24 protein-coding genes, 2 pseudogenes and 2 riboswitches are annotated in these 23,224 nt (G+C 36.2%); of the genes and pseudogenes, 19 read left to right on the top strand and 7 right to left on the bottom strand.

The features are described from left to right. Window positions 1-138 precede the first annotated feature (138 nt). The 9 genes from EJF36_RS13625 (at window position 139) to EJF36_RS13585 (ending at window position 5,122) form a co-directional block, all read left to right on the top strand. Window positions 139-516, top strand: a complete 378-nt coding sequence (locus EJF36_RS13625) for a Spx/MgsR family RNA polymerase-binding regulatory protein (protein WP_125906842.1) — start codon at window positions 139-141, stop codon at window positions 514-516. 342 nt (window positions 517-858) lie between these two features. Continuing rightward, the gene (comGA, locus tag EJF36_RS13620; RefSeq protein WP_125906841.1) at window positions 859-1,932 is read left to right on the top strand and encodes a competence type IV pilus ATPase ComGA; all 1,074 of its coding nucleotides are present in this window, start codon (window positions 859-861) and stop codon (window positions 1,930-1,932) included. Further along, window positions 1,916-2,953, top strand: a complete 1,038-nt coding sequence (gene comGB / locus EJF36_RS13615) for a competence type IV pilus assembly protein ComGB (protein ID WP_125906840.1) — start codon at window positions 1,916-1,918, stop codon at window positions 2,951-2,953. The genes comGA and comGB overlap by 17 nt, the downstream gene beginning before the upstream one ends. Window positions 2,954-2,970: 17 nt before the next feature. Continuing rightward, complete coding sequence (comGC, locus tag EJF36_RS13610; RefSeq protein WP_125906839.1) at window positions 2,971-3,321, top strand: competence type IV pilus major pilin ComGC; 351 nt, start codon at window positions 2,971-2,973, stop codon at window positions 3,319-3,321. Then, on the top strand, window positions 3,281-3,757 hold the full coding sequence (gene comGD, locus EJF36_RS13605; protein WP_185806914.1) for a competence type IV pilus minor pilin ComGD: 477 nt from the start codon (window positions 3,281-3,283) through the stop codon (window positions 3,755-3,757). Before comGC ends, comGD begins: the two co-directional genes overlap by 41 nt. After that, complete coding sequence (locus EJF36_RS13600) at window positions 3,735-4,070, top strand: type II secretion system protein (protein WP_125906837.1); 336 nt, start codon at window positions 3,735-3,737, stop codon at window positions 4,068-4,070. Before comGD ends, EJF36_RS13600 begins: the two co-directional genes overlap by 23 nt. Next, window positions 4,049-4,501, top strand: a complete 453-nt coding sequence (gene comGF, locus EJF36_RS13595; protein WP_125906836.1) for a competence type IV pilus minor pilin ComGF — start codon at window positions 4,049-4,051, stop codon at window positions 4,499-4,501. The genes EJF36_RS13600 and comGF overlap by 22 nt, the downstream gene beginning before the upstream one ends. Continuing rightward, window positions 4,501-4,842, top strand: a complete 342-nt coding sequence (comGG, locus tag EJF36_RS13590) for a competence type IV pilus minor pilin ComGG (protein WP_125906835.1) — start codon at window positions 4,501-4,503, stop codon at window positions 4,840-4,842. The genes comGF and comGG overlap by 1 nt, the downstream gene beginning before the upstream one ends. A 91-nt stretch (window positions 4,843-4,933) precedes the next feature. Further along, window positions 4,934-5,122 (top strand): YqzE family protein, encoded by a 189-nt coding sequence (locus EJF36_RS13585; protein WP_125906834.1) that lies wholly within the window; start codon window positions 4,934-4,936, stop codon window positions 5,120-5,122. A 197-nt stretch (window positions 5,123-5,319) separates the two neighbouring features. Here the strand turns inward: EJF36_RS13585 and EJF36_RS13580 are convergent, their stop codons facing one another. The 3 genes from EJF36_RS13580 to EJF36_RS13570 form a co-directional block, all read right to left on the bottom strand. Beyond that, a complete protein-coding gene (locus EJF36_RS13580) occupies window positions 5,320-5,619 on the bottom strand; it encodes a Dabb family protein (RefSeq protein WP_260471906.1) in 300 nt (99 codons plus the stop codon). Between the two features lie 142 nt (window positions 5,620-5,761). Further along, the gene (locus EJF36_RS13575) at window positions 5,762-6,574 is read right to left on the bottom strand and encodes a YqhG family protein (RefSeq protein ID WP_125906833.1); all 813 of its coding nucleotides are present in this window, start codon (window positions 6,572-6,574) and stop codon (window positions 5,762-5,764) included. Continuing rightward, window positions 6,552-8,180 (bottom strand): DEAD/DEAH box helicase, encoded by a 1,629-nt coding sequence (locus EJF36_RS13570; protein ID WP_185807019.1) that lies wholly within the window; start codon window positions 8,178-8,180, stop codon window positions 6,552-6,554. Before EJF36_RS13570 ends, EJF36_RS13575 begins: the two co-directional genes overlap by 23 nt. A gap of 255 nt (window positions 8,181-8,435) precedes the next feature. Further along, window positions 8,436-8,524, top strand: a riboswitch (glycine riboswitch). Window positions 8,525-8,527: 3 nt separating this feature from the next. Beyond that, a riboswitch (glycine riboswitch) is annotated at window positions 8,528-8,612 on the top strand. A 73-nt stretch (window positions 8,613-8,685) separates the two neighbouring features. Here EJF36_RS13570 and gcvT point away from each other — a divergent pair. From gcvT to gcvPB, 3 genes are read left to right on the top strand one after another with little or no spacing between them, the layout of a single operon-like run. Beyond that, a complete protein-coding gene (gcvT, locus tag EJF36_RS13565; RefSeq protein ID WP_125906831.1) occupies window positions 8,686-9,789 on the top strand; it encodes a glycine cleavage system aminomethyltransferase GcvT in 1,104 nt (367 codons plus the stop codon). A gap of 13 nt (window positions 9,790-9,802) precedes the next feature. Beyond that, on the top strand, window positions 9,803-11,149 hold the full coding sequence (gene gcvPA / locus EJF36_RS13560) for an aminomethyl-transferring glycine dehydrogenase subunit GcvPA (RefSeq protein WP_125906830.1): 1,347 nt from the start codon (window positions 9,803-9,805) through the stop codon (window positions 11,147-11,149). After that, on the top strand, window positions 11,142-12,602 hold the full coding sequence (gcvPB, locus tag EJF36_RS13555; RefSeq protein WP_125906829.1) for an aminomethyl-transferring glycine dehydrogenase subunit GcvPB: 1,461 nt from the start codon (window positions 11,142-11,144) through the stop codon (window positions 12,600-12,602). The genes gcvPA and gcvPB overlap by 8 nt, the downstream gene beginning before the upstream one ends. Window positions 12,603-12,732: 130 nt before the next feature. Here gcvPB and EJF36_RS13550 read toward each other — a convergent pair whose 3' ends face one another. After that, complete coding sequence (locus EJF36_RS13550) at window positions 12,733-13,107, bottom strand: rhodanese-like domain-containing protein (protein ID WP_125906828.1); 375 nt, start codon at window positions 13,105-13,107, stop codon at window positions 12,733-12,735. 150 nt (window positions 13,108-13,257) lie between these two features. On the opposite strand from EJF36_RS13550, the gene EJF36_RS13545 reads away from it, so the two are divergent. The 3 genes and pseudogenes from EJF36_RS13545 to EJF36_RS13535 form a co-directional block, all read left to right on the top strand. Further along, entirely contained in the window at window positions 13,258-14,094 is an 837-nt protein-coding gene (locus tag EJF36_RS13545; RefSeq protein ID WP_125906827.1) for a lipoate--protein ligase family protein, read from the top strand. Between the two features lie 352 nt (window positions 14,095-14,446). Then, window positions 14,447-15,241: pseudogene (locus tag EJF36_RS13540) on the top strand (ribonucleotide reductase N-terminal alpha domain-containing protein); the annotation flags it as partial. Between the two features lie 354 nt (window positions 15,242-15,595). Beyond that, window positions 15,596-17,365, top strand: a pseudogene (locus EJF36_RS13535) (vitamin B12-dependent ribonucleotide reductase); the annotation flags it as partial. 331 nt (window positions 17,366-17,696) lie between these two features. Here the strand turns inward: EJF36_RS13535 and EJF36_RS13530 are convergent. After that, a complete protein-coding gene (locus EJF36_RS13530) occupies window positions 17,697-18,101 on the bottom strand; it encodes a cytochrome-c oxidase (protein ID WP_125906826.1) in 405 nt (134 codons plus the stop codon). A gap of 180 nt (window positions 18,102-18,281) precedes the next feature. On the opposite strand from EJF36_RS13530, the gene splB reads away from it, so the two are divergent. From splB to EJF36_RS13515, 3 genes are all read left to right on the top strand, one after another. Next, window positions 18,282-19,307: a spore photoproduct lyase gene (splB, locus tag EJF36_RS13525; protein WP_125906825.1), complete on the top strand. Its 1,026-nt coding sequence runs from the start codon at window positions 18,282-18,284 to the stop codon at window positions 19,305-19,307. A 93-nt stretch (window positions 19,308-19,400) separates the two neighbouring features. Next, window positions 19,401-19,826: a transcriptional regulator MntR gene (gene mntR, locus EJF36_RS13520; RefSeq protein ID WP_125906824.1), complete on the top strand. Its 426-nt coding sequence runs from the start codon at window positions 19,401-19,403 to the stop codon at window positions 19,824-19,826. 301 nt (window positions 19,827-20,127) lie between these two features. Next, on the top strand, window positions 20,128-21,018 hold the full coding sequence (locus tag EJF36_RS13515; protein WP_125906823.1) for a patatin-like phospholipase family protein: 891 nt from the start codon (window positions 20,128-20,130) through the stop codon (window positions 21,016-21,018). Here EJF36_RS13515 and EJF36_RS13510 read toward each other — a convergent pair. Both EJF36_RS13510 and EJF36_RS13505 read right to left on the bottom strand, forming a co-directional pair. Then, a complete protein-coding gene (locus EJF36_RS13510) occupies window positions 21,012-21,728 on the bottom strand; it encodes a hypothetical protein (RefSeq protein WP_125906822.1) in 717 nt (238 codons plus the stop codon). The genes EJF36_RS13515 and EJF36_RS13510 overlap by 7 nt on opposite strands. Before the next feature lie 119 nt (window positions 21,729-21,847). Then, window positions 21,848-22,255 (bottom strand): SA1362 family protein, encoded by a 408-nt coding sequence (locus EJF36_RS13505; protein ID WP_125906821.1) that lies wholly within the window; start codon window positions 22,253-22,255, stop codon window positions 21,848-21,850. Window positions 22,256-22,661: 406 nt separating this feature from the next. On the opposite strand from EJF36_RS13505, the gene EJF36_RS13500 reads away from it, so the two are divergent. Further along, on the top strand, window positions 22,662-23,213 hold the full coding sequence (locus tag EJF36_RS13500; RefSeq protein ID WP_395940635.1) for a YqhR family membrane protein: 552 nt from the start codon (window positions 22,662-22,664) through the stop codon (window positions 23,211-23,213). Window positions 23,214-23,224 lie beyond the last annotated feature (11 nt).

Here is a 23,224-nt window from a genome sequence, read left to right as displayed (position 1 = left end):
TTTACTTGAGCAAATCATTATACAAACATTATACAAAGAGTGTACAATGAGATTGTAAATGGAAATTCATGAAATATAATCTAGTCTCAATCCAATGTTTGCACAAATAAGCAGTACATCAGGTGAGGAGGAATTTGAATGGATAGAATACTGTTCTATACGTATCCTAGCTGTACATCGTGTCGGAAAGCAAAGCAATGGTTAAAGTCAAACAATATTTTATTTGAAGAACGCCACATTTTTCGTGATACACCTAGTTATGAAGAGCTTTTAAAAATTCTCCAGTTAACTACCGAAGGTATTGATGAAATTCTTGCTACAAGAAGCCAGACATTCAAGAAATTGAATAAGGACATAAATGAACTTACTGTTTCTGAAGTTGTTAAATTAATAATTGATGACCCACGACTATTACGTCGGCCTATTTTAACAGATGGAACACGTTTGCTAGTGGGTTATAACGAATCAGGATTAAGAAATCTAACTGGAAAAAGACATGTGATACGTGCTTCATAACCCACTCTACACGAGTGGGTTTTTTTAGTGTATTAGATAAGAAATGATTACTTTCTGGTACTTACGGTAATTTGCAAAATTAATGGTTTTAGTTGTGAAGAAAAAGTGTGGTTTTTAAATAGTTAAAAACTAAATCGTTGTATCAATTTAATAATAAAAAATAAAGGTAAAACGTGTTTAAGTTTTGAAACTGCAGTCGTTAGCTAGGCTTTTAAGTAATAGGAACTCAACTTCCATATTTAAACAATTGTGAAGAAAAAAGTAACAATGTTTGGAAAGGGTACAACATAGACATAGATTTTGCTAAACTATAATCGCAAAAAGAAAGGAAGGTGTTGCAATTTGCAAGATATTGAAATGCTTGCTGAAAATTTGGTGATTGAGGCGTATTTACAGCATGCTTCTGACATTCATATCGTGCCTCGTAGGAACGATGCAGAGATTCTACTTCGTATTGATGATGAGCTTTACTTCCGTAAAAGAATTAACAAGAAAGAATATGACAGATTGTTAGGTCACTTTAAATTTTCAGCCTCGATGGATATTGGTGAAACTAGACGCCCTCAAAATGGTGCACTGACAGTTACCGTCAAAAACATTCCGATAAGTCTCCGTTTATCGACACTTCCAACTCCTTTTCATGAGAGTTTAGTTATTCGACTATTACCACAAGATAATTTGTTACCACCAACTCATATTTCGTTATTTCCAGATATCAGTAAAAAATTATTGGCGCTTTTCAAACACTCCCACGGTTTGATAATTTTTACGGGTCCAACCGGGTCGGGTAAAACAACTACGCTTTACAGTTTATTGCATGCCACAAAAAAAGAGTTAAACAGAAATATAATTACTCTTGAGGATCCGATAGAAAAACAAAGTGATGACATGCTCCAGGTTCAGATAAATGAGAAAGCAGGTATTACTTATGCGGCTGGATTAAAAGCTATTTTACGACATGACCCAGATATTATTATGGTTGGTGAAATACGCGATGAGGAGACAGCAAAGGTAGCTATAAGAGCTGCGTTAACAGGACATTTAGTGCTTAGTACTATGCATACAAGACATGCTAAAGGCTCGGTATTTCGGTTACTAGAGTTAGGGGCTTCATTACAAGAATTAGAACAAACTTTAATTGCTGTTAGTGCTCAGAGATTAGTTGATTTAAAATGTCCGTATTGTAAAGGAAAGTGCACCCCTGATTGTAAAAAGGCACGAAAGCAACGAAGAGCATGTATTCATGAACTGTTGGTTGGACAAGACTTAGGAATGCTTTTTAGGCAGCTTCATGGAGAGTGTGTACATTATCATTACAAAGAAATACCGGATTTGATCAGAAAAGGAATTGCATTAGGATATATAAATCCAGAAAGCTTTGAAAAGTGGGCATATCAACATGATCAGAAAAAGTAAGTGGAAGATCAATGAACAAATTAACTTAATAGGTCAAATGGGGCAGTTACTTCACCATGGATATTCTTTACTCGAAGCGTTTGAATTTTTAATTGTTCAATTTCAAAAGTCCAAGCATATAGAAAGCTTACTACAAGCTTATACGAAATTAAAACTAGGATACACTCTCTATGACGTATTGGATAATATGAACTTTAATAAAAGATTTCTAGCTTACATGTTTTTCGCTCAACAGCATGGGCAAATATCACTTGCTTTATCAGAAGGAAAGAAGATGTTACAAGCATCGCTGGCAACTAAGCAGAAATTATATAAAGTTGTTCGGTATCCGTTGTTTTTAATTGTATTTACGATTGTGATGCTTATGTTCGTTGCGCAATTTCTCCTACCGCAATTCTCTATGCTTTATACATCTATGAATGTTGAATCCTCCAACTTAGCCTCATTATGTATTACCATCTCAGAAAAACTACCGATTATTTTACACATAAGTCTCCTTTTTGTTGTGCTTATAGCCGGTGCCATTTATATAACATATCAGAGGCTTTCACCTATGAAAAAAATAAGTTTCTTGTGTAAGATTCCAGTAGTGAAAGAGTATTCAAAAATGATAATCACGCACTTTTATGCAAAACAGTTGAGTCATTTGTTAAATGGAGGCTTATCGTTGCTAGAAGCGCTAAAAATATTTGCTGGTTTGCAGCACCTTCTAATTATTCAACACATAGCTCTATCGTTAGCGAAACAACTTAGGCTAGGAGAAGGGTTTGCTGACATCATTGAACGAGAAAAGATGTTCGAAGCAGAATTATCAAAAGTGGTTGAGCTAGGACAAGCTTCCGGTAATATGGCTAGAGAGTTAAGAGTATATAGTGACTTTTTATTAGAAAAGCTAGAACAACGAATTAAGCGCGTAATAAAGATTATGCAACCCACCATGTTTACTATTTTAGCTCTATTAGTTTTAGTGATGTATCTTTCTGTGATGCTACCTTTGTTTGATATTATGAAGACTATATAAAAGGAGACTGATTTTTTATGAGTGAAAAAGGTTTTACACTAATTGAAATGTTAATAGTGTTATCAATAATCTCTCTACTACTCTTTATTACTGTTCCGAATGTTGCTTCCCATAATAGTGTGATTCAGAAAAAAGGCTGTGAAGGATTACAACGGATGCTCGAGGCGCAATTACAAGCGTACGAAATAGATAAAGGATCCCCAGCTGCATCGTTAGATATGTTAGTTACAGACCAATACTTACCAGGTGATTATGTTGAGTCAGACGGAACAATCATCTGTCCGGATCATAGGGTAATCACATATGTAAATGGAGCTGTGTCAATTGATGAACCGACTAACGAAAGCGCGCAAACTGTTAACCAATGAGGATGCATACACACTTATAGAAATGCTCATTGTATTATCCATTATCTCAGTGTTACTGACAGTGTCGTTTTTTCATATTACACCTGTTGTTAGTACACGAACTATCAATAATATGATTGAAGTTTTAAAGTCAGATATATTATTTAGTGAGCAATATGCCATCTCACATAACGAATACGTCACTCTTACGATAAACGACCCCAAAAAATTATATATGATTCAAACTGGTGGGCTGTTTAGTGGAAAGAGTACCATAAGACGTTACGATAGTAACATAACCATTCAAACGTTGAACTATGGCAATACAATTCGAATCAATGGAAATGGGAATATTGTGAAATCGGGGAGCATTAAAATAATGTCGAAAAACAATATTTATCGCTTCGTTTTCTTAATGGGAAGAGGGAGGTTTTATGTGGAAAAGCTTGAACCGTAACGAGGGATTTACGTTAATTGAGCATCTTGTTTCATTTGCTGGCGTTTTAACACTTATCCACTGTGCTGTATTTCCTTTGCAAATAATTAAAATGGAGCGCGACAATATACATCTTGCTTTAAAAGCGAATCACGTCCTTGCTAAGGAACTGCAAACATATATATATGATAGTACAATGCCATCAAAAGGGGAGAAAAAGGGAAGGTACTACATAAGTGAGGTAACTGAGGAAAATAATGAATTGAAAGTATGCGTCAGTTGGAGAGATATGCTTGATAGGGAGCAAACACAATGTGGTTTCAGCAAACGTTGAGAACAGATGTTGGGTTTACACTAATCGAAATGTTATTGTCTTTACTAGTGTTTAATATTGTTATGTTATTAGTGGTACCTCTTTTCTACTATTCTTCTATAGACCTAATGTCTAAAGAAGGAATAGATATATTTGAATGGGAGGTTTTTGTACAGCAGTGGAAAGATGAAGTCCGTCTAGCCAAGACCGCATATGTAACATCGAGTGTACTTGTTGTTGAAATTAATTCAAGTGACCATATCTCCTTTGAGCAATATGGGGGAATTTTACGTCGCCGTGTAAATGGCTTAGGGCATACGGTTATGCTTCAAAAAATAGCTGACGTTACGTTCGAAATTCATTCAGCGGGTGTGTCAATTCATGTAATAGATAGGGAAGGAAAAGCGCATCATGCTTACTGTAATTTTTTAAACCAAGAGGTGAGTTTGTAGTGAATAATGAGAATGGATACGTAGCACCCGTGGTATTATTCATTACATTCATACTATTTGTTGCTTTATCAACAAATATAACACTGTATGTAAATGAGAAAAAATTTTTACAAGAAACTAATAATTTATTTGCTCTCGAGCAGCTTGAACAATGTCTCACTGTTGATGCAAAAACATACATTTCTCAAAAGATTTTAAAATCTAGCTTTCAATATCCTAATGGTAGTGGTTCGTATGAAGCCACACAATTGACAGACAAGCTTTATAAAGTGAACGTAACTGTTAGCTTATCTGACGGGTACGAAAGAAAAAACGAGTTATATATTCATGTAGATAAATAAAGCAATAAACGAAATGCTTAAAAATAACAAATGGTGGCTATACTATAAATATCAATTCTTTCTTCAGTATGAATATGAAAGGCTGAGGTATATGTCCACAAATGATTATGTAAAATATGTGACACAGCAAGTGGTCCGGTATATTGATCAACCAAAAGCACAGCGAAAACACACAAAGCAAACAAAAAGAGCACAACGTGATCCTTTTGTCACTAGGTGGTTTGGGATACTGCCGTTTGCATTTCAAATGATAATGAAAAGAAATAGGAAATCTAAATAATTGTTTTTTAAATAAACTAGGTCCGCTTCAGATTAACATATCAAAAAGCATGAAAAAACGCTAAAGTAGCAAGTTAAAAAGCAATGAAAAATTCTTCAGAAAAACGCATGGATATAGATCCATGCGTTTTAAATTAGTTGACCTCATTAGGAAAGTTAGCCGTTTGTTTAATATAGACATAACCTACCCATATTTATTTATGTATAAGCTTGAAAATCTATTTCTTGAAATCTTTCTACTTCCTTTTCCCATCTTTCCTTAACGAAGTGAATATGCATAGGATGATTGTTATACGCCTCATATGCTGCTTTATCAGTAAATTCCATTGAGAATCCAAAGTTAAAATCTGTTTTCGGACTAATTTGATATACTACTTCAAAATTTTCTACCGTTGGAATAGAGCTTAAAATTTCTTTCCCATCTTCTAAAAACTTAGAAGTTTCAGGTGCATCTAAATCATATTTCAATGAAAAAATAGCCATATGTTTTATTTTCATTTTACCCCTCCGTATTCAGTGTGGTTATGTTTTGTAACAACAATTATAACATTCCCTACTGATAAATTCTTCGTGAATAATAAATATGATAAGATGTAATGCACTAATTCCTGTTTATTTATAGACTCAATGAGCCTTCCGCCTATGTTAAGTTCTTCATCGTATTCGGTGTAAGATAAAAAATACCACCATTAATTACATTTACACGAATATGAGGTTCATATTGGTCCTGTAACGCTTGAAGCTCTGTTTGATAGCTTGATGGCTTTTCTTCTATATGCTCATAGAAATGATTTAATAAATCGATATCTGTTTGCCAACGCTTCCGAGCTTCATCAGCCCAGGAGTGATCATCTGCTTGAATTTTCCCATTAATATAATGTTCTAGTCGAGTAAGCCCACTTTGTGGACGAATAATGGGCGTTATCGTAAAACAAAAATCTGGAATTTTTGGTGTGAGTGATATCTTTTCAAGCTTGTCATGAAAATTTTCAATTATGTTACCCGATATAAGATGTAGTCCTAGCGACCATATATAATCTTTTTTTCGATCACATATATAAGATACCTTTACATTGATAACTAACCATGGTTGAAGTGCTGTGTTATTTTTCTCGCCTAATAGACTAGGTGGCTCTTCGTATAAACGGATAGTCTTTCCAATATTACTCGCTGATGTGAAAATTTGATGTAGTCTTGGTGAGCCAAAGTGAATTCTCTCACCCGAAACATTTTCATCAATACTTTCATGGTTCGTAATAAAAGTAACCTTCATAGGGTTAGCGGTACCACCGGTCTTTTCAAGGTAATGCCAATAGAACGGGCGATTCATAAGCTCTTTATCCATAGCAACTGTTAATTGAACTGTAAGTATACCTGGTGCATTTTCGACAATGTCACATTCATTAGCGGCGAAGTAACGTTCTAAAAAATTATGAATTTCCTGTTGCTGCACGTTTCATCTCCCCTTCGTTGTTTGAACTAGAATATTGTAGAATAGAAGTTAAGTTAGCCATCTTTATTTTCATTTCTCCCTCAGAGCGGGAATTTGCAATATCTTGAAGGTGCTCTTCAAAATTTTCAATTTCCAGTTTTGTCAATATGTCATCCAGCTGACCAATAACGCGCTCAAAGAGATGAATTTTTTCATATAACAGCGTCAAAATATGCTCTTCTATTGTTCCTTTAGTTGAAAAGTTATATATATGAACATCATTTTGTTGGCCAAGCCGATGTATACGACCAATGCGTTGTTCAACACGCATTGGATTCCAAGGTAAATCATAATTAATAATATGGTTACAAAACTGAAGGTTGATACCTTCACCGCCAGCTTCTGTAGCAATAAGTACTTGAACGTTATTACGGAATAGCTGCTGCATCCAGTCTTTTTTGCTCCGCTTAAACCCTCCGCGAAATGGGACGGATTTAATACCGTGCTGTTGTAAAAACCATTGTAAGTACATTTGAGTTGCTCTATATTCAGTAAACACAATAACTTTACTGTCAATTTTTTTAATAAGCTCTAGTACTTTATGTGCTTTAGAGTTTACAGTCACTTGATTTATAGCCTCAATGACTGGTGTTAATGCATCATCACTTACAACAGGGCCATCCTTTTTTTCTATCATATTTTTTATAGTAAAATAAACAGCTTCTTTACTACTACAAGCTTCACGCTGTAAGGTTAATACAGAAAAAGCGCTACTTTGTGAAGCGCGAAATTTGCTAACAGCTTCATACAAACCTCGTTCCTCTTTGGACAATTCAATGTTAACGGTATGAACATGTCTTTTCGGCCATTCTATTCCCGTTTCTCCTCGACGATTTCGTATCATAACTTTATTGACGAGTTGCTTTAAGTGTTCATCATTATCAAGGTTTCTTTCTTTAGCGTTAAACGCTTCACTAAAATAAGTTTCGTTGCCTAGATGTCCAGGTTTCAATAAGGATACAAGGTTGAAGATTTCTTCAACTCTATTTTGTATAGGTGTGGCTGTTAATAATAAGCAAAATTTCTTCTTTAGATTTTGAGCAAATTCGTAGTTTTTTGTTTTATTATTTTTTAACTTATGTGCCTCATCGATAATTACCATGTCATAATTTTGTTCGTAAATAATATCTTTATGAGGGCTTCTTTTCGCGGTGTCGATACTAGAAACAACAACGTCACATTGTTCCCATACATAGCTCTTTTTTTGCTCGACAGCAGGTATGTGAAACTTACTATTTAATTCAATGACCCACTGAGACACTAAAGAAGCAGGAACAAGTATTAAGATTTTTTTTGCCAAACCACGAATCATATATTCTTTTAAAATAAGGCCTGCTTCAATTGTTTTTCCTAGGCCCACCTCGTCAGCTAAAATTGCTTTCCCGTTCATTTCTTCGACTACTTGTTTAGCAGCTTCCAACTGATGAGGAAGCGGTGTTAAATTTGGAAGATGCTTTGGAGCTTGTAGCTCATCAAATGTCATTACAGCTCGACTTTTCTCTGCTGTAATGGCTAATTTGTAAAGCTCCCAATTTGCCCAAGGGCCATCTTCAGTAAATCTTTTCATAAATTCTTCTTGGAAATTTGTATCATACTGTATGTTGACATTCACAATGAAGCAGTCCTTTCCTTTATATATTGTAGACACGCAAACCTGTGTGAATGGTGTGTGAAAAAGTATGTAGATTTTTATTGCTGATTTTTATCATTTAGTGATAGGATGATAATGTAATTTAAAAAGTTAGAAAAATTGTCAAATTTACATTTTTGTAACAGACATATTTGTAGTATCACCGAGTAATACAATAATTATAAATAGCGGATGAGGACAAGAGGAGAGACTACAGTACATGTGGCGCCGAAGGAGCAAGTGAAAACGAATCTCTCAGGCAAAAAGACTCTTGTAGGACGCAGCTCTGGAGAGCGAGGCAAATGCAATATTTTGCCTCCACCAACGGGGAAAACCAGCTATGGTAAACTCTCAGGTTAAAGGACAGGGACCTTACGAATAACAGTAGGGTTACTCTGTCCTTTTTTAGTTTTGTAAAGAATTCGGTGAAGGGGGAAGAACATTGACAAATTTAAGGCGTACACCTCTATTCGACGTGTATAAAAAACTAGGTGCTAAAACAATTGATTTCGGGGGTTGGGAACTTCCGGTTCAATTCTCAAGCATTCTAGAAGAACATCATGCTGTAAGAAACAACGCTGGTTTATTTGATGTATCTCATATGGGGGAAATAGAAGTAAAAGGTCAAGATAGCTTGTTATTTTTACAAAAAATAATGACAAATGATATTTCAAAGCTAGTAGTAAATAAAGCGCAATACACAGCAATGTGCTACGAAGATGGTGGCACTGTCGATGATTTACTAGTGTATAAAAAAGCGGATAACCATTATTTATTAGTTGTTAATGCATCAAATATTGACAAGGATTTTTCTTGGATTCAACAGCATGTGATAGGTGATGTTCATGTAGAAAATATATCAGATGATATTTGTCAGTTGGCATTGCAAGGCCCTCGTGCTGAAGAAATACTAAGTGAATTAACAACGTATCCATTACAAACTATGAAGCCCTTCACTTTTGTTGACGCTTTAAATGTGAGCGGAGCGAATGCTTTAGTCAGCAGAACAGGTTATACAGGTGAAGATGGATTTGAAATATACTGCGAAAAAAATGATGCTGTTGAGCTTTGGTGGGGAATTTTAGAGGCTGGTAAAGATAAAGGCTTGTTACCTTGTGGATTGGGATGTCGAGATACACTGCGATTTGAAGCAAACTTAGCCTTATATGGGCAAGAGCTTTCCCGTGAAATTACTCCAATTGAAGCAGGGATTGGCTTTGCTGTAAAAACAAATAAGGACGTACTTTTTATTGGGCAAGGTGTGCTGGCTAAGCAAAAAGAAGAAGGCACCGCTCGTAAAATCGTCGGAATTGAAATGATTGATAAAGGTATTCCGCGTCATGGCTACAATGTTTATGTTGGTGATCAGCAAATTGGGGTGGTTACAACAGGTACACAATCACCAACCTTAAAGAAAAATGTTGGGTTAGTATTGATAGCAGATGATTACACGGCCATTGACACATTGGTTGAAGTTGAAATACGTGGTAGACGACTGAAAGCAAAGGTTGTTGCAACACCTTTTTATAAACGAGCTAAAAAGTAGAGGGGGAATTAAAATGCAGCATCGCTATTTACCTTTAACGGAGCAAGATCAGAAAGAAATGTTAGAGACTATTGGTGTTTCTTCTATAGAAGAGCTTTTTGAGGATATACCTAAGTCGGTGAGATTTAATGGTCCGTACAATATAGCAGAAGCAAAATCAGAAACAGATATAATAAAATATTTAACCGCTTTAGCGCAAAAAAACGCAAATAGTAAAGAGTATACTTCCTTTCTAGGTGCGGGAGTGTATGACCATTACACGCCCATTATTGTAGATCATGTTATTTCTAGGTCTGAGTTTTATACAGCTTATACTCCATATCAACCTGAGATTTCACAAGGTGAACTACAAGCAATATTTGAATTTCAAACGATGATTTGTGAATTAACAGGAATGGATGTTGCTAACTCATCAATGTACGATGGAGGAACGGCGCTTGCTGAGGCAGCAATGCTAAGTGCAGGGCATACAAAAAAGACGAAAGTGCTAGTTTCAGAAACGGTTCATCCTGAATCTCGTGCTGTACTTAAAACTTATGCAAAGGGGCAACACATTGAGGTTGTTGAAGTACAATCAGTAAAGGGTATGACTGATTTAGACGCGTTGCAACAGGCGATGGATGAAGATGTAGCAGCTGTTATTGTACAATATCCTAACTTTTTTGGCCAAATTGAACCACTTGATCAGATTGAAAAGATAGCACATCAACACAAGGGCTTGTTTGTAGTATCGAGCAATCCGCTTTCTTTAGGCGTGTTAACGCCTCCAGGAAAATTTGGTGCTGATATTGTTATTGGTGATGCACAACCACTTGGTATCCCAGCGCAATTTGGAGGACCACACTGTGGGTATTTTGCTGTAAAAAGTAACTTGATGAGAAAAGTACCGGGGCGTCTTGTGGGGCAAACAGTAGATGAGGATGGCAAACGCGGTTTTGTTTTGACGTTACAAGCGCGGGAGCAACATATTCGTCGTGACAAAGCCACATCTAATATTTGTTCTAATCAAGCATTAAATGCTTTAGCTGCATCAGTTGCCATGACAGCACTAGGAAAGCATGGTGTGCGACATATGGCTCTACAAAACATTACTAAAACTAAATTTATGAAAGATAAGCTTGCGGAAGCTGGTATTGAAGTCGCCTTTACGGGACCATTTTTCAATGAACTTGTAATTCGATTAAACGCAAATATTCAAGATGTAAATGATAAGCTTTTCGCCAAGGGCATAATTGGTGGTTATGACTTAGGTCGGGATTATGTGACTCTAAATAATCATATGCTTTTGGCTGTGACAGAGTTACGTACAAAAGAAGAAATAGAGACTTTTGCTAAAGAATTGGGGGATGGGCATGCATAAGGAAGATCAAGCACTCATTTTTGAATTATCAAAACCAGGTCGTGTAGGGTATAGCTTACCAGAACTAGATGTGCCAGAGGTTGACTTAGCAGATTTACTCCCTACATCTTATATTCGAGAAGAAAGTCCTGATTTACCAGAGGTGTCTGAACTCGATATTATGCGCCACTACACAGCGCTATCACGCAGAAACCATGGAGTCGACTCAGGGTTTTACCCACTTGGGTCTTGTACAATGAAGTACAATCCGAAAATTAACGAGTTTACTGCACGTATACCAGGATGTGCTCATATTCACCCATTACAAGATGAAAAGACCGTACAAGGAGCGTTAGAGCTCATGTATAATCTCCAACAATCACTTGTTGAAATTACAGGCATGGACTCCGTGACATTACAGCCAGCTGCAGGTGCACATGGTGAGTGGACAGGATTAATGCTCATTCGTGCTTATCATGAACAAAGAGGTGACTTTAATCGTACGAAAGTTATTGTTCCTGATTCAGCTCACGGAACTAATCCAGCATCTGCGACAGTTGCAGGATTTGAAACAGTGACAGTTAAATCTGACGAACATGGGCTTGTTTGTCTTGATGACCTACGCAGAGTAGTGGGAGAAGACACAGCTGCGCTTATGCTGACAAACCCTAATACGTTAGGATTGTTTGAAGAGAATATTCTTGAGATGGCTGACATTGTGCATGGGGCGGGCGGTAAGTTATATTATGATGGTGCAAATTTAAACGCAGTTTTAAGTAAAGCACGTCCAGGTGATATGGGCTTTGATGTAGTGCATTTAAATTTACACAAAACATTTACCGGACCACATGGTGGGGGAGGTCCAGGTAGTGGCCCCGTTGGTGTCAAAGACGATTTAGTGCCGTTTTTACCAAAGCCTATCTTGACAAAAACAAATGATTTTTATCATTTAGACTACGACCGTCCATTAGCAATTGGTCGAGTTAAGCCGTATTACGGTAACTTTGGTATCAATGTTCGTGCTTACACGTACATCTTATCAATGGGACCAGATGGGTTACGTCAAGTAACAGAGCATGCCGTGTTGAATGCAAATTATATGATGCGTCGACTAGAACCATACTTTGACCTACCATATAATCGTCATTGTAAGCATGAATTTGTATTATCAGGAAAACGCCAGAAGAAGCTAGGTGTTCGGACATTGGATATTGCTAAGCGTTTACTTGATTTTGGCTACCATCCACCTACTATTTATTTTCCAATAAATGTTGAAGAGTGTATGATGTTTGAGCCTACCGAAACAGAGTCAAAAGAAACACTCGATGGCTTCATCGAAGTTATGATTCAAATAGCAAAGGAAGTAGAAGAGAATCCTGAAGTTGTTCAGGAAGCACCACATACAACTGTTGTGCGTAGATTAGATGAAACAACAGCAGCACGTAAGCCAATATTACGATATCAAAAGCAATAAACACAGAAAAACAGGTATTCATCTTGATGAATACCTGTTTTTATAGTCCTATGCTTTACAAGAATAAAAAGGTAGCACAATCTGTAGGAGAAGCTCCTTCAGATCAGTCACTACCTTAATTTAGATGTATTTATTTTTTAGCCTTCACTTTACCTTCCCATTTACGAAAGCCACCTTTTAAGTGACTAAGGTCTTTGTATCCTTTTCTGTGAAGCGCTCTTGCAGCACGACCACTACGAAGACCACTTTCACAATATAAGTAAACAGGTTTGTCAGCTCTAATTTCTTTCATTCGCATTTTTAATTGAGTTAAAGGAATATTTCTAGCGCCTAGAATATGCCCATTATCGAATTCGTTTGGTTCGCGGACATCAATTAATTGAGCTTTACGGTAACCTTCGCGAAACTGTTCTTCTGTTAAAGTTTTAAGAATGCGCTTTTGGTAGAACCATGTTACTAAGAAATATGTTGCAATTGCTGCGATGGTTATAATGAGTAATTCCATTTTAGTATCAACCTTCCTCAAAAAATAAGCAGTTACAATAATATTATAGATGTCTATGAGAAAAATCGCAAAGAAAATTTAGGTCACTATATTTTAAAAATGTTATTTTGTTTGATAGACTTATAAAGCGTATGAAAGGAAGTGTGTTATGTGAATAGAGAAACATGGTATTTTATAGATTCTGGAAATCGTGATCCATATTATAATATGGCTTTAGACGAAGCTCTTTTAGAATGGCATAGTAATGGTGATATTCCACCTGTTATTCGTTTTTACGGCTGGTCACCAGCAACTCTTTCAATCGGGTACTTTCAGAAGGCCGAAAAAGAGATTAACATGCAAGTAGTAAGAGACAACAATCTTGGATTTGTCCGTAGACCAACGGGTGGTCGAGGTGTGTTACATGATAACGAGCTTACATACAGTGTTATTGTAACAGAGAGTCATCCGGAGATGCCTAAAACGGTTACAGAAGCCTATCGTGTTATATCAGAAGGTATTTTAAATGGTTTTCGCTCTTTAGGTCTTGATGCATATTTTGCTATTCCGAGAACCGAAGAAGAAAAGGCAGATTTGAAAAATCCTCGTTCATCAGTTTGCTTTGATGCACCGAGCTGGTATGAGCTTGTTGTCGAGGGGAGAAAGGTTGCAGGAAGTGCACAAACAAGGCAAAAAGGAGTAATACTGCAGCATGGTTCGATCCTACTAGATTTAGATGAAGATTTATTATTTAGTTTATTCCTGTATCCTAACGAACGAGTTAAAGAACGTATGCAGCGAGCATTTAAAAATAAGGCTGTCGCCATTAACGAATTGCGAGAAACTCCTGTTACTTTAATTGAGGCAAAGGCAGCCTTTAAGCAAGGATTTGAAGATGCCCTTTCAATTACACTTGAGGAGTATCGTCTTACACAGGATCAGGAATATTATGTGCAACAACTTGCTAGTAGTAAATATGCGACAGATGAATGGAATTTTCGGAGGTAATATTGGTGGGACACTACCAATATTACCTTTTTCCTACTTATTAAATATGCAAGTTTGAAATTTCTTCAAAAAAACCACTAATTCAGCAAATATCATCTTTTTTCTTCAAAAAACTCTTCTTATCTATAAATCCTTTGTTTGACAAATTAAAAACAATATAAACAAAACACAATATGTAGTATTATTCGGTAAAAAGAACACACTATATATTGATTGTTGTAGAAGAATATGGTACGTTATCTATGTTGATAATTAGACATAACACAACATAGAGTTATTTACATCAAGCTATGCCTTAAAATGGCAAGCTTTTTAATTTAAAGTTTAATAGAGAAGAATAGGAGCTGGTGAAATGTCGGTGGTGCTTAATCCGCAGTCGGGAATAAATGTTGAGAGTTTAAATAAAGATATCTCTTTATTCCCACAGGTTCATCCAGTCACACCTGAAATGAATATTACACATAAAGGTGTGTCTCGTCTTGTTATGCTTGATCGATATGCGTTTAAGGATACAGAAAAGGTGACGCTTTCTAAAGGGGATTTTGTTGTCCTTACTATTAAAGAGGACCCTAAGTTTCCGGCGCGTGGTCTAGGATTTATACAAGATATTGATTGGATTGAAAAAAAAGCGACTGTACTTGTTGAGGAAGAATACCGTGGAGTACTAGAAGGCGAACAAGAGATTCAAACAGGTATGGTGTGTCGCTCACTAGATGTAATTGAAAAACCACTTGAAGTATTTTATGAGCAAATTGCCATGCGTAATGCTACAGGGTTAGCCGCTGTCGAAAAAACGGAAGAAAAACGCCAGGAGTGGTTTCGAAAATTTTATAAACAGCTAGTGAACTTAAATTTTGTGCCTGCTGGTCGTGTATTATACGGAGCTGGCTCTCAAACCGAAGTGACTTTTTTTAATTGTTATGTTATGCCTTTCGTACCGGATTCTCGTGAAGGTATCTCGGAACACCGTAAACAAGTGATGGAGATTATGAGTCGCGGTGGTGGCGTTGGTACGAACGGTTCAACATTGAGACCACGTAACACGTTAGCACGAGGTGTTAATGGAAAATCATCTGGTTCAGTATCATGGTTAGACGATATTGCTAAATTGACTCATTTAGTTGAACAAGGTGGATCAAGACGTGGTAAATAGTGTGCCTCGTCTATAAACGAATCTTGCGAATTGCTGGAAACCCCTAAAGCTTAATACACTACAACGTAGCTGGTAACAGCAAGCGTGAACGTTTTAAAAGTATTAAGATATAACAATGGGCAATCAGCAGCGAAGCGTCTTTGGAAACAAAGATGAACGTTCAACGACTACTGAAACTTCCTAAGTAAAAACAGGTATATGGAAGAAGTAAGCCATAGTCTGAGGTAACTAGACTATTGGGGCGCAAGACAAAGATGTTCTTTGAAGATATAGTCTGAACTTACATGAAAGTGTAAGAGACAGGCAGAAATGACCTGTCCCACTCGATAGAGTGAGTAACAAATCTTGGCTCAAATGATAATGCTCGCCGATTGGCACCCAGATATAATTGAATTTATTATCTCTAAAATGCAAAATCCAAGAATACTCCGTTATTTAATAGAAATCACAAACGATGAGCAAATCAGAAAAGCAGCACAAGATAAATTGAAGTTTACACCTTTAACGGAGCAAGAGCGCGTCATGTACCAAAGCATTGTGAATTATCGTAATATTGAAGGTAATGGCGGCTTTGATGAAAAAATTATTGCGGATGCAGCGCAAAAGTTAAAAACAGGGGGCACGTATAGTGTACATAACTCTGAATTCTTAACAGGTGCCAATATTTCAGTTTGTTTAACGAAGGACTTTATGGATGCAGTAGATCGTGATGATGTGTACGAACTGCGTTTTCCTGATGTAGAAAGCTATAATGCTAGTGATATGAAAGATTATAATGAAAAGTGGCATGAAGTCGGCGATGTACGAGAATGGGAAGCAATGGGTTACAAAGTTCGTACGTACCGAAAGATTCAAGCAAAAGAGCTTTGGAATTTAGTCAACGTATGTGCGACATATTCAGCGGAACCTGGTATATTTTTTATGGATAATGCGAATGACATGACAAACGCTCGTGCTTATGGTCAAAAGGTAGTCGCGACTAATCCGTGCGGGGAGCAGCCACTCGCGCCGTATTCTGTTTGTAATTTGGCTGCAGTGAACTTAGCAAATATGGCGGATAAGCAAACAAAAACGCTAAACATTGAAAAATTAAAAGAAACCGTTCGTGTTGGCGTTAGACTTCAGGATAACGTTATTAATGCGACACCATACTTTTTAAATGAAAACAAAAAGCAAGCACTGGGCGAACGACGCGTCGGTCTTGGTGTCATGGGCTTGCATGATCTTCTCATATACTGTGAAACGGAGTATGGATCTGAGCCTGGTAATGCGTTAGTCGATAAAGTCTTCGAAACGATAGCTGTTACGGCTTATGAAGAGTCGATTGAATTGGCGAAGGAAAAAGGCAGCTTCCCGTTTTTAGTCGGTGAAACAGAAGAAGAAACGATATCTTTGCGCGAAGCCTTCACTAATTCAGGCTTTATGAAAAAGATGCCTATTCATGTAAGAGAAGATATTTTGAAATACGGTATACGAAATTCTCATTTATTGACTGTTGCCCCAACGGGAAGTACAGGGACAATGGTAGGAGTATCAACAGGATTAGAACCTTATTTTTCCTTCTCATATTTCCGAAGTGGACGTCTTGGGAAGTTTATCGAAGTAAAAGCAGATATTGTTCAAGAATATTTAGAACAGCATCCTGAAGCAGACCCAAATAATTTACCACATTGGTTTGTGTCTGCGATGGAATTATCAGCCGAAGCACATGCGGATGTCCAATGCGTCATTCAGCGTTGGATTGACAGTTCCATTAGTAAAACCGTAAACGCTCCGCGAGGATACACCGTAGAACAAGTAGAGAAAGTGTATGAGAGATTATACAAAGGTGGCGCAAAAGGCGGCACAGTGTACGTTGATGGAAGTCGTGATACACAGGTGTTAACGCTAAAAGCAGAAGAAAATACTTTAGATGACGGCGATCAACTCGAACTTCTAGAGAATGAAAAGAAGCCTGTCGTCATTGTCGATACAATTATTGATTTGCATGCAACTGACGTAACTATTGGATCTGAAGTAGGCAACATCTGTCCCGTTTGTCGCCAAGGAACAGTCGAGGACCTAGGTGGTTGCAATACATGTACAAGCTGCGGTGCGCAATTGAAATGTGGATTATAAAAAACTAAAAAAAGCAAACTTGTAGATTTGAAAGAAAGTTTAACCGTTTTAAATAAAGATTAACTGTTTATAAAAAAGTTGCACTGTTTTACCCCTTTGGATTAATTATCTAAAGGGGTGTTTTTATGTCAAAAAGAAGTCATAATTAATAATGTACAACACGATCAAAAGGAATGTAAAAGTCTTATTTAAAAAAAATTGAGTAATATTAATCGTATAGAGTATCTGAGAAAAATACCTATAAGGTTAAGGTGCTACGGATAGTCTTTAAATCGTAGCATCTAGCTAAGTATACTAAAACGGCAAGGTCAAAAGGACCTTGCCGTTGCTTTTACATCGATAAATTTTGGTCTTTAAGTCTAGATACATCTTGTGCTTTTAAATTAACAAATACATTAATAACAAAAATTACAACACTTAGAGCTAATACATTGGCTCCGATTATGACTAATGGTAATAATGTAGCATTCCCGTACAGAAGAAAACCAAGACCTAACATAAAGAGAGGAAGGGAAATATTGTACGCCCAGAAATGAATTTTCCCGAGGATTGATTCTCCTAGCTTAGGAAATAAATGATACATAAACCCAAAAATGGCCATAGAGGCCCAACCAACTAAGTTTACATGAGCATGTACCCCCTTAAGCGCATGATCACCTGCTGATTCCATAAAAATGCCAATTCCAACTCCAATAAGAAAATATAATGCCGCAATCTTAAGAAAACGAACTCCCATCAAAAATCCCCCTTGGAAAAAGTTGGATATTTAGAATCATTCACTACACTACCATATTCTTTTCTAGTTCATAATATGTTCACATATTTTTATTTGATTTTTTGGTGATTGTATGAAACCAAAATTTACATTAACAAATTTATTTTAAACGGTAAAAGCTAACACATAGGAGGGATGATTATGGAGCCATTTATGCCTCAATTAGTGTATGTTGAACCACAAGCCTTAGAGTATCCCTTAGGGCGTGAGCTTTTAGAGAAATTTGAAAAGATGAATATTGAGATTCGTGAGACAACCTCACATAATCAGATTCGAAACTTGCCTGGTGACAATGAATTACAAAAATACCGAGTAGCTAAATCCACTCTTGTAGTCGGGATCCGTCGGACTCTGAAATTCGATACATCAAAGCCATCTGCTGAATATGCGATACCATTAGCTACCGGTTGCATGGGGCATTGCCACTATTGTTATTTGCAAACGACATTAGGAAGTAAGCCTTACATTCGCACGTATGTAAATTTAGAAGACATCTTTGATCAGGCTCAAAAATATATGGATGAACGGGCACCTGAAATTACGCGCTTTGAAGCAGCTTGTACATCCGATATAGTAGGCTTAGATCACTTAACACATTCACTTAAGAAGACAATTGAATTTATTGGACAAACTGATCTAGGTCGACTTCGATTTGTTACAAAGTACCATCATGTCGATCACTTGCTAGATGCAAAGCATAATGGGAAAACTAGATTCCGCTTTAGTGTAAACTCAAGGTATGTTATTAAAAATTTTGAGCCAGCTACATCTTCTTTTGATGAAAGACTAGAGGCTGCTAAAAAAGTTGCCCATGCTGGTTATCCTCTTGGTTTTATTGTTGCACCAATTTATATGCATGATGATTGGCAGGAAGGATACTATGAACTTTTTGAACGTCTGTCCCGTTCGTTAGAGGGCGTAAATATTCCTGATTTAACGTTCGAGTTAATTCAACATCGTTTTACGAAACCAGCTAAAAAAGTGATAGAACAACGTTATCCTAAGACTAAGTTGGATCTTGATGAGAGTAAGAGAAAATATAAATGGGGTCGCTACGGTATTGGGAAATATGTTTATAAAACAGAAGAAGCGGCAGATTTAGAAGGCACGATGCGTCAATATATCTCGCAATTTTTTCCGAATGCTACCATTCAGTATTTTACGTAATACATTACCTGCAATCCGAGCATCGCTTGTCACGATGAATAAGATGGTGTAAACTTTTAATGACATAGATGTTTCGGATTGGAGGGGATTCTCATGCCTACACCAAGCATGGAGGATTACATAGAACAAATATACATACTTATTGAAGATAAAGGTTATGCTCGCGTTTCAGATATTGCGGAAGCATTGTCTGTTCACCCCTCTTCTGTTACAAAAATGGTGCAAAAACTAGATAAAGATGGATATTTGATTTATGAAAAATATCGTGGACTTATATTAACGCAAAAAGGCAAGAAAATAGGGAAACGCCTTGTCTATCGTCATGATCTATTAGAGCAATTTTTGCGCATCATTGGAGTAGAAGAAGATAAAATATATAATGATGTTGAAGGTATTGAGCATCATTTAAGCTGGAATGCTATTGACCGCATAGGCGACGTTGTCCAATATTTTGAAGAAGACGATGCACGTGTAAATGAACTAAGAAGTGTGCAAAAAACTAACGAGGAACAAAACTGACAGTAACTAATATACATAGGCTTAGAAGACTCGGGTGTTTAACCGAGTTTTTTTGTTTGATTTTTTCAATAAGACAATACGTAATTCTACTGAGCAACATAGCTAAATCCATTTTTTAGAGATGTGATTGTAATTCGAAGTGAGTTCGTTTTGCTATGAAAAATTATAAGAGGTGTTTGAATTTCTATTAAGACATAACAAATTCTTTATAAAATAATTAATTATTTTGATGTGTTCTGTACTATTTTGTTATCCCACTTATTAATATGGTAAAGAAACGCTAAAAAGGGGATGGCATTGGATGTATATTGATGGTGTTTTTTCTGGTGGGGGGGTCAAGGGCTTTGCCTTAATTGGGGCATATCAAGCTATTGAGGAGCGTGGTTTGAAGTTTAAAAGGATAGCAGGGACAAGTGCCGGTTCTATTATAGCTTGTCTTATTATGGCAGGGTATTCAAGTAAAGAGCTTCTTAAAATAATGGAAGAAATTGACGCCATACAATTTCTTGACCCTCGTAAGCTTTTATTCAAAAATCCAGTATCTAAATGGATCCTGTTATATTTTTATATGGGATTATATAAAGGAGAGGCATTAGAGCAATGGCTTTCTGTTAAGTTAGCGGAAAAGGGTGTTGTTACGTTTGCTGACTTGCCTAAGGAATCTTTAAGAGTAGTAGCTTCAGATCTCTCTCGGGGTCGAATTCTTACCCTTCCTGATGATTTACCTGTTTATAACTATGATGCTCGGACATTTCCGGTTGCCAAAGCTATTAGAATGAGCTGTAGCATACCATATTTTTTCGAGCCAGTGAAACTAAAAACTCAAAATGGAACGGCAGTTATCGTTGATGGTGGTGTTTTAAGTAATTTTCCTATTTGGTTGTTTTGGGGGCAAAATAATTTGCGCCGTAAAGAGAGACCTGTGTTAGGAATTAAGCTTAGTGCCAAAGATGAAAATGCACAACAAAATAAAATTTATAATGCAATAGACTTGTTCGGTGCATTATTTGAAACAATGAAGGATGCTCATGATGCAAGATATGTATCTCGTAAGCATGAAAAGGATATTATCTTTATTCCTGTCGAACATACTCTATCAACAGAATTTTCATTAACAGAAGAAAAAAAGCTGCAATTAACACAAATAGGCTATGAGACAGCAAAATCATTTTTAAAGTCATGGTGCTACTGATTTGTTGATAGTACATTAGCAACATCTGTTTTAGTTATTTGTAGTTTGATAAAAATGTAAGGAGCTACAAAACATACCCAAAAGCCTAGCGCTAAACTAAGCACAGGTTGCCAGTAAATCGCTAAGATACCAAATATGGTAGCAGGTAACAAGCCAATAAAAAAAACAGTAGGTAAAGCTGTGAGTGGCACGGGGTTCATTTTTACTTTAATGTTCTCTAAGAAATTTCCAATACCTGCACCAAGTAGAAATAAAGCTAATGTCCAAGTAGTACTACTTTGATCAATTAATAATAATATGATAGGTACGGAAATTATACTAAATAAAATAAAGGTTTCCCTAGCTTCATGTAATGTAGTGAACAGTCTATATATGCTTGAGAAAATTAAAATACCAACAAAAGCTTCTGCAATTATGTTCCAACCTATGAATATTGAAGCAACTAACAAGGATATTATATAAAGTACAAAGGTAGGCAAGCGAAACGGTTGTATTTCAGCTATTTCTAGTATATATAAACATAAGATAGTAGCAATCATAATAACAGAACCGTTCAATAATGTAGTGTCTAACGTCAAGGATGACATAATACCATGTGCTAATACTATACTAAGTGCAATACTATACAATAGAACAAAGCTAGTTTCTTTATCTCTGTGCCAATATAAAATAAAAGACAATATCAATAAAGTGTAAGAAAAACTTATCATGTCCTTTTACCCCCCTTTTAAAAAGTAGGCCTTCGTTTATATTATACTACACCCGAATCTAAACAATAATACGTAATGCAGCCATCAATATTCATTAACCTAAAAAAAAACAAGCCCTTCTAAAAAAAGGCTCGATTTTTCTTTTTCCCTTTTTTCCCTTCAATCACTGTTAAGTGACTGGCTCTTTTACGTTTGTCAGAGTCATTTCTTAACGGTTTTTTAATTGAAGATACTTTTGCTTTTGGCTGTATTGTTGTATTATTTTTCACTATCTTTCTAACTGGTGAAGGTTGGTGAGTTTGATAGCGTTTCTTAGATTGCTTAACTGCATTAATGTAATTGGAACGACCTGGAATACTCTTATTCGTGAGGTGGCGATACAGCAGAAATCCTAGCCCAATTATAATTGCAAAAATAACAATCCGCTGTAAAAAACCAATTGGATTTGTGATGAAGCTATAAACAACACCAATGCCTGCTAACATAAGCAGAACAACGATCCATGAAGACATAGACTTGAAACGCAAGAATACCACCTCCGGTCAATTTTTTATTTACCTACCATAAAAATTTTTATGTGGTAAGGTATATGCTGTTTTTTTGTCTTATTATCGGAGCCTAAGATTGTGAACTTTTTTGAAGTCGCAAATTATTGAATGACAAATTGGGGAGAACGAGGTGATCGAAAACACAAGTCGCTCTAACTCCAATTGAAACGGCTCACATTTCAAATGAATATTAGGAAGATGCGACGACAAATAGTGTCTATTCTGATATTTTACAAAAAAATAATCAAAAGCTCTATAGGCTAATATTCACTTTATATTATACCCCTTTTTCCACAAAATTACACTAATTTGGCATGGGCATTTAACGATATCATTCTTCATCATGATTATAGCCTGAATGGTTATACTACAAATGGAGGTGTTTATATTGCAAAATAATTCAAGTGAACAAAATGAAAAATTAGAACAAAATCAGCGAGAAAAGCCAATTTCATTTCCTGTAAAAATTTTAATGATTGGTCTATTCGGAGGATTATTTTGGAGTTTCTTAGGGTATTTAGCTTATATAATTAATTTCACAGAAATTGCTCCGAATATGATCTTAGAACCTTGGGCAGTTGGTGAATGGAAACAAACGATATTAGGTCAATTTATTTCTATTGTAGTTATAGGTGCAATATCAATTGCTGTTGCTTTTTTATATTATGCTGTATTGAAGAAGTATCAAAATATTTGGATAGGAGCTATATTCGGTGCTGTTCTTTGGGGAGTTGTGTTTTATTTGTTAAATCCAATCTTTCAAAATGTACCTGCTGTAACAGAACTTAAGCGAAATACGATAATAACAAATGTATGCTTATATATATTATATGGTGTATTTATAGGGTACTCTATTACGTTTGAGTATAATGAATTACAGGTTAATAATCGTGAAGAACAAAATACACCTGAGACTCAAACTGCTGATGCCACATAAAAAATAAATAA

This window comes from Bacillus sp. HMF5848 (assembly GCF_003944835.1).
Classification (GTDB): Bacteria; Bacillota; Bacilli; order Bacillales; family HMF5848; genus HMF5848.
The sequence above is the reverse complement of the archived record's forward strand: the minus strand, read 5'-3'. Positions and strand labels throughout refer to the sequence as shown.

What these genes read in the sequence shown, in the direction of transcription:
- EJF36_RS13510 (WP_125906822.1), bottom strand. Translation starts at nt 21,728, where the DNA reads ATGATAAGTTTTTCTTACACTTTATTGATATTGTCTTTTATTTTATAT.
- comGD (WP_185806914.1), top strand. Translation starts at nt 3,281, where the DNA reads ATGAACCGACTAACGAAAGCGCGCAAACTGTTAACCAATGAGGATGCA.
- EJF36_RS13530 (WP_125906826.1), bottom strand. Translation starts at nt 18,101, where the DNA reads ATGGGAGTTCGTTTTCTTAAGATTGCGGCATTATATTTTCTTATTGGA.
- EJF36_RS13570 (WP_185807019.1), bottom strand. Translation starts at nt 8,180, where the DNA reads ATGAAAAGATTTACTGAAGATGGCCCTTGGGCAAATTGGGAGCTTTAC.
- comGF (WP_125906836.1), top strand. Translation starts at nt 4,049, where the DNA reads ATGTGGTTTCAGCAAACGTTGAGAACAGATGTTGGGTTTACACTAATC.
- EJF36_RS13580 (WP_260471906.1), bottom strand. Translation starts at nt 5,619, where the DNA reads ATGAAAATAAAACATATGGCTATTTTTTCATTGAAATATGATTTAGAT.
- gcvPA (WP_125906830.1), top strand. Translation starts at nt 9,803, where the DNA reads ATGCAGCATCGCTATTTACCTTTAACGGAGCAAGATCAGAAAGAAATG.
- mntR (WP_125906824.1), top strand. Translation starts at nt 19,401, where the DNA reads ATGCCTACACCAAGCATGGAGGATTACATAGAACAAATATACATACTT.
- EJF36_RS13600 (WP_125906837.1), top strand. Translation starts at nt 3,735, where the DNA reads ATGTGGAAAAGCTTGAACCGTAACGAGGGATTTACGTTAATTGAGCAT.
- splB (WP_125906825.1), top strand. Translation starts at nt 18,282, where the DNA reads ATGGAGCCATTTATGCCTCAATTAGTGTATGTTGAACCACAAGCCTTA.
- gcvPB (WP_125906829.1), top strand. Translation starts at nt 11,142, where the DNA reads ATGCATAAGGAAGATCAAGCACTCATTTTTGAATTATCAAAACCAGGT.
- comGB (WP_125906840.1), top strand. Translation starts at nt 1,916, where the DNA reads ATGATCAGAAAAAGTAAGTGGAAGATCAATGAACAAATTAACTTAATA.
- EJF36_RS13585 (WP_125906834.1), top strand. Translation starts at nt 4,934, where the DNA reads ATGTCCACAAATGATTATGTAAAATATGTGACACAGCAAGTGGTCCGG.
- EJF36_RS13625 (WP_125906842.1), top strand. Translation starts at nt 139, where the DNA reads ATGGATAGAATACTGTTCTATACGTATCCTAGCTGTACATCGTGTCGG.
- comGC (WP_125906839.1), top strand. Translation starts at nt 2,971, where the DNA reads ATGAGTGAAAAAGGTTTTACACTAATTGAAATGTTAATAGTGTTATCA.
- EJF36_RS13550 (WP_125906828.1), bottom strand. Translation starts at nt 13,107, where the DNA reads ATGGAATTACTCATTATAACCATCGCAGCAATTGCAACATATTTCTTA.
- EJF36_RS13515 (WP_125906823.1), top strand. Translation starts at nt 20,128, where the DNA reads ATGTATATTGATGGTGTTTTTTCTGGTGGGGGGGTCAAGGGCTTTGCC.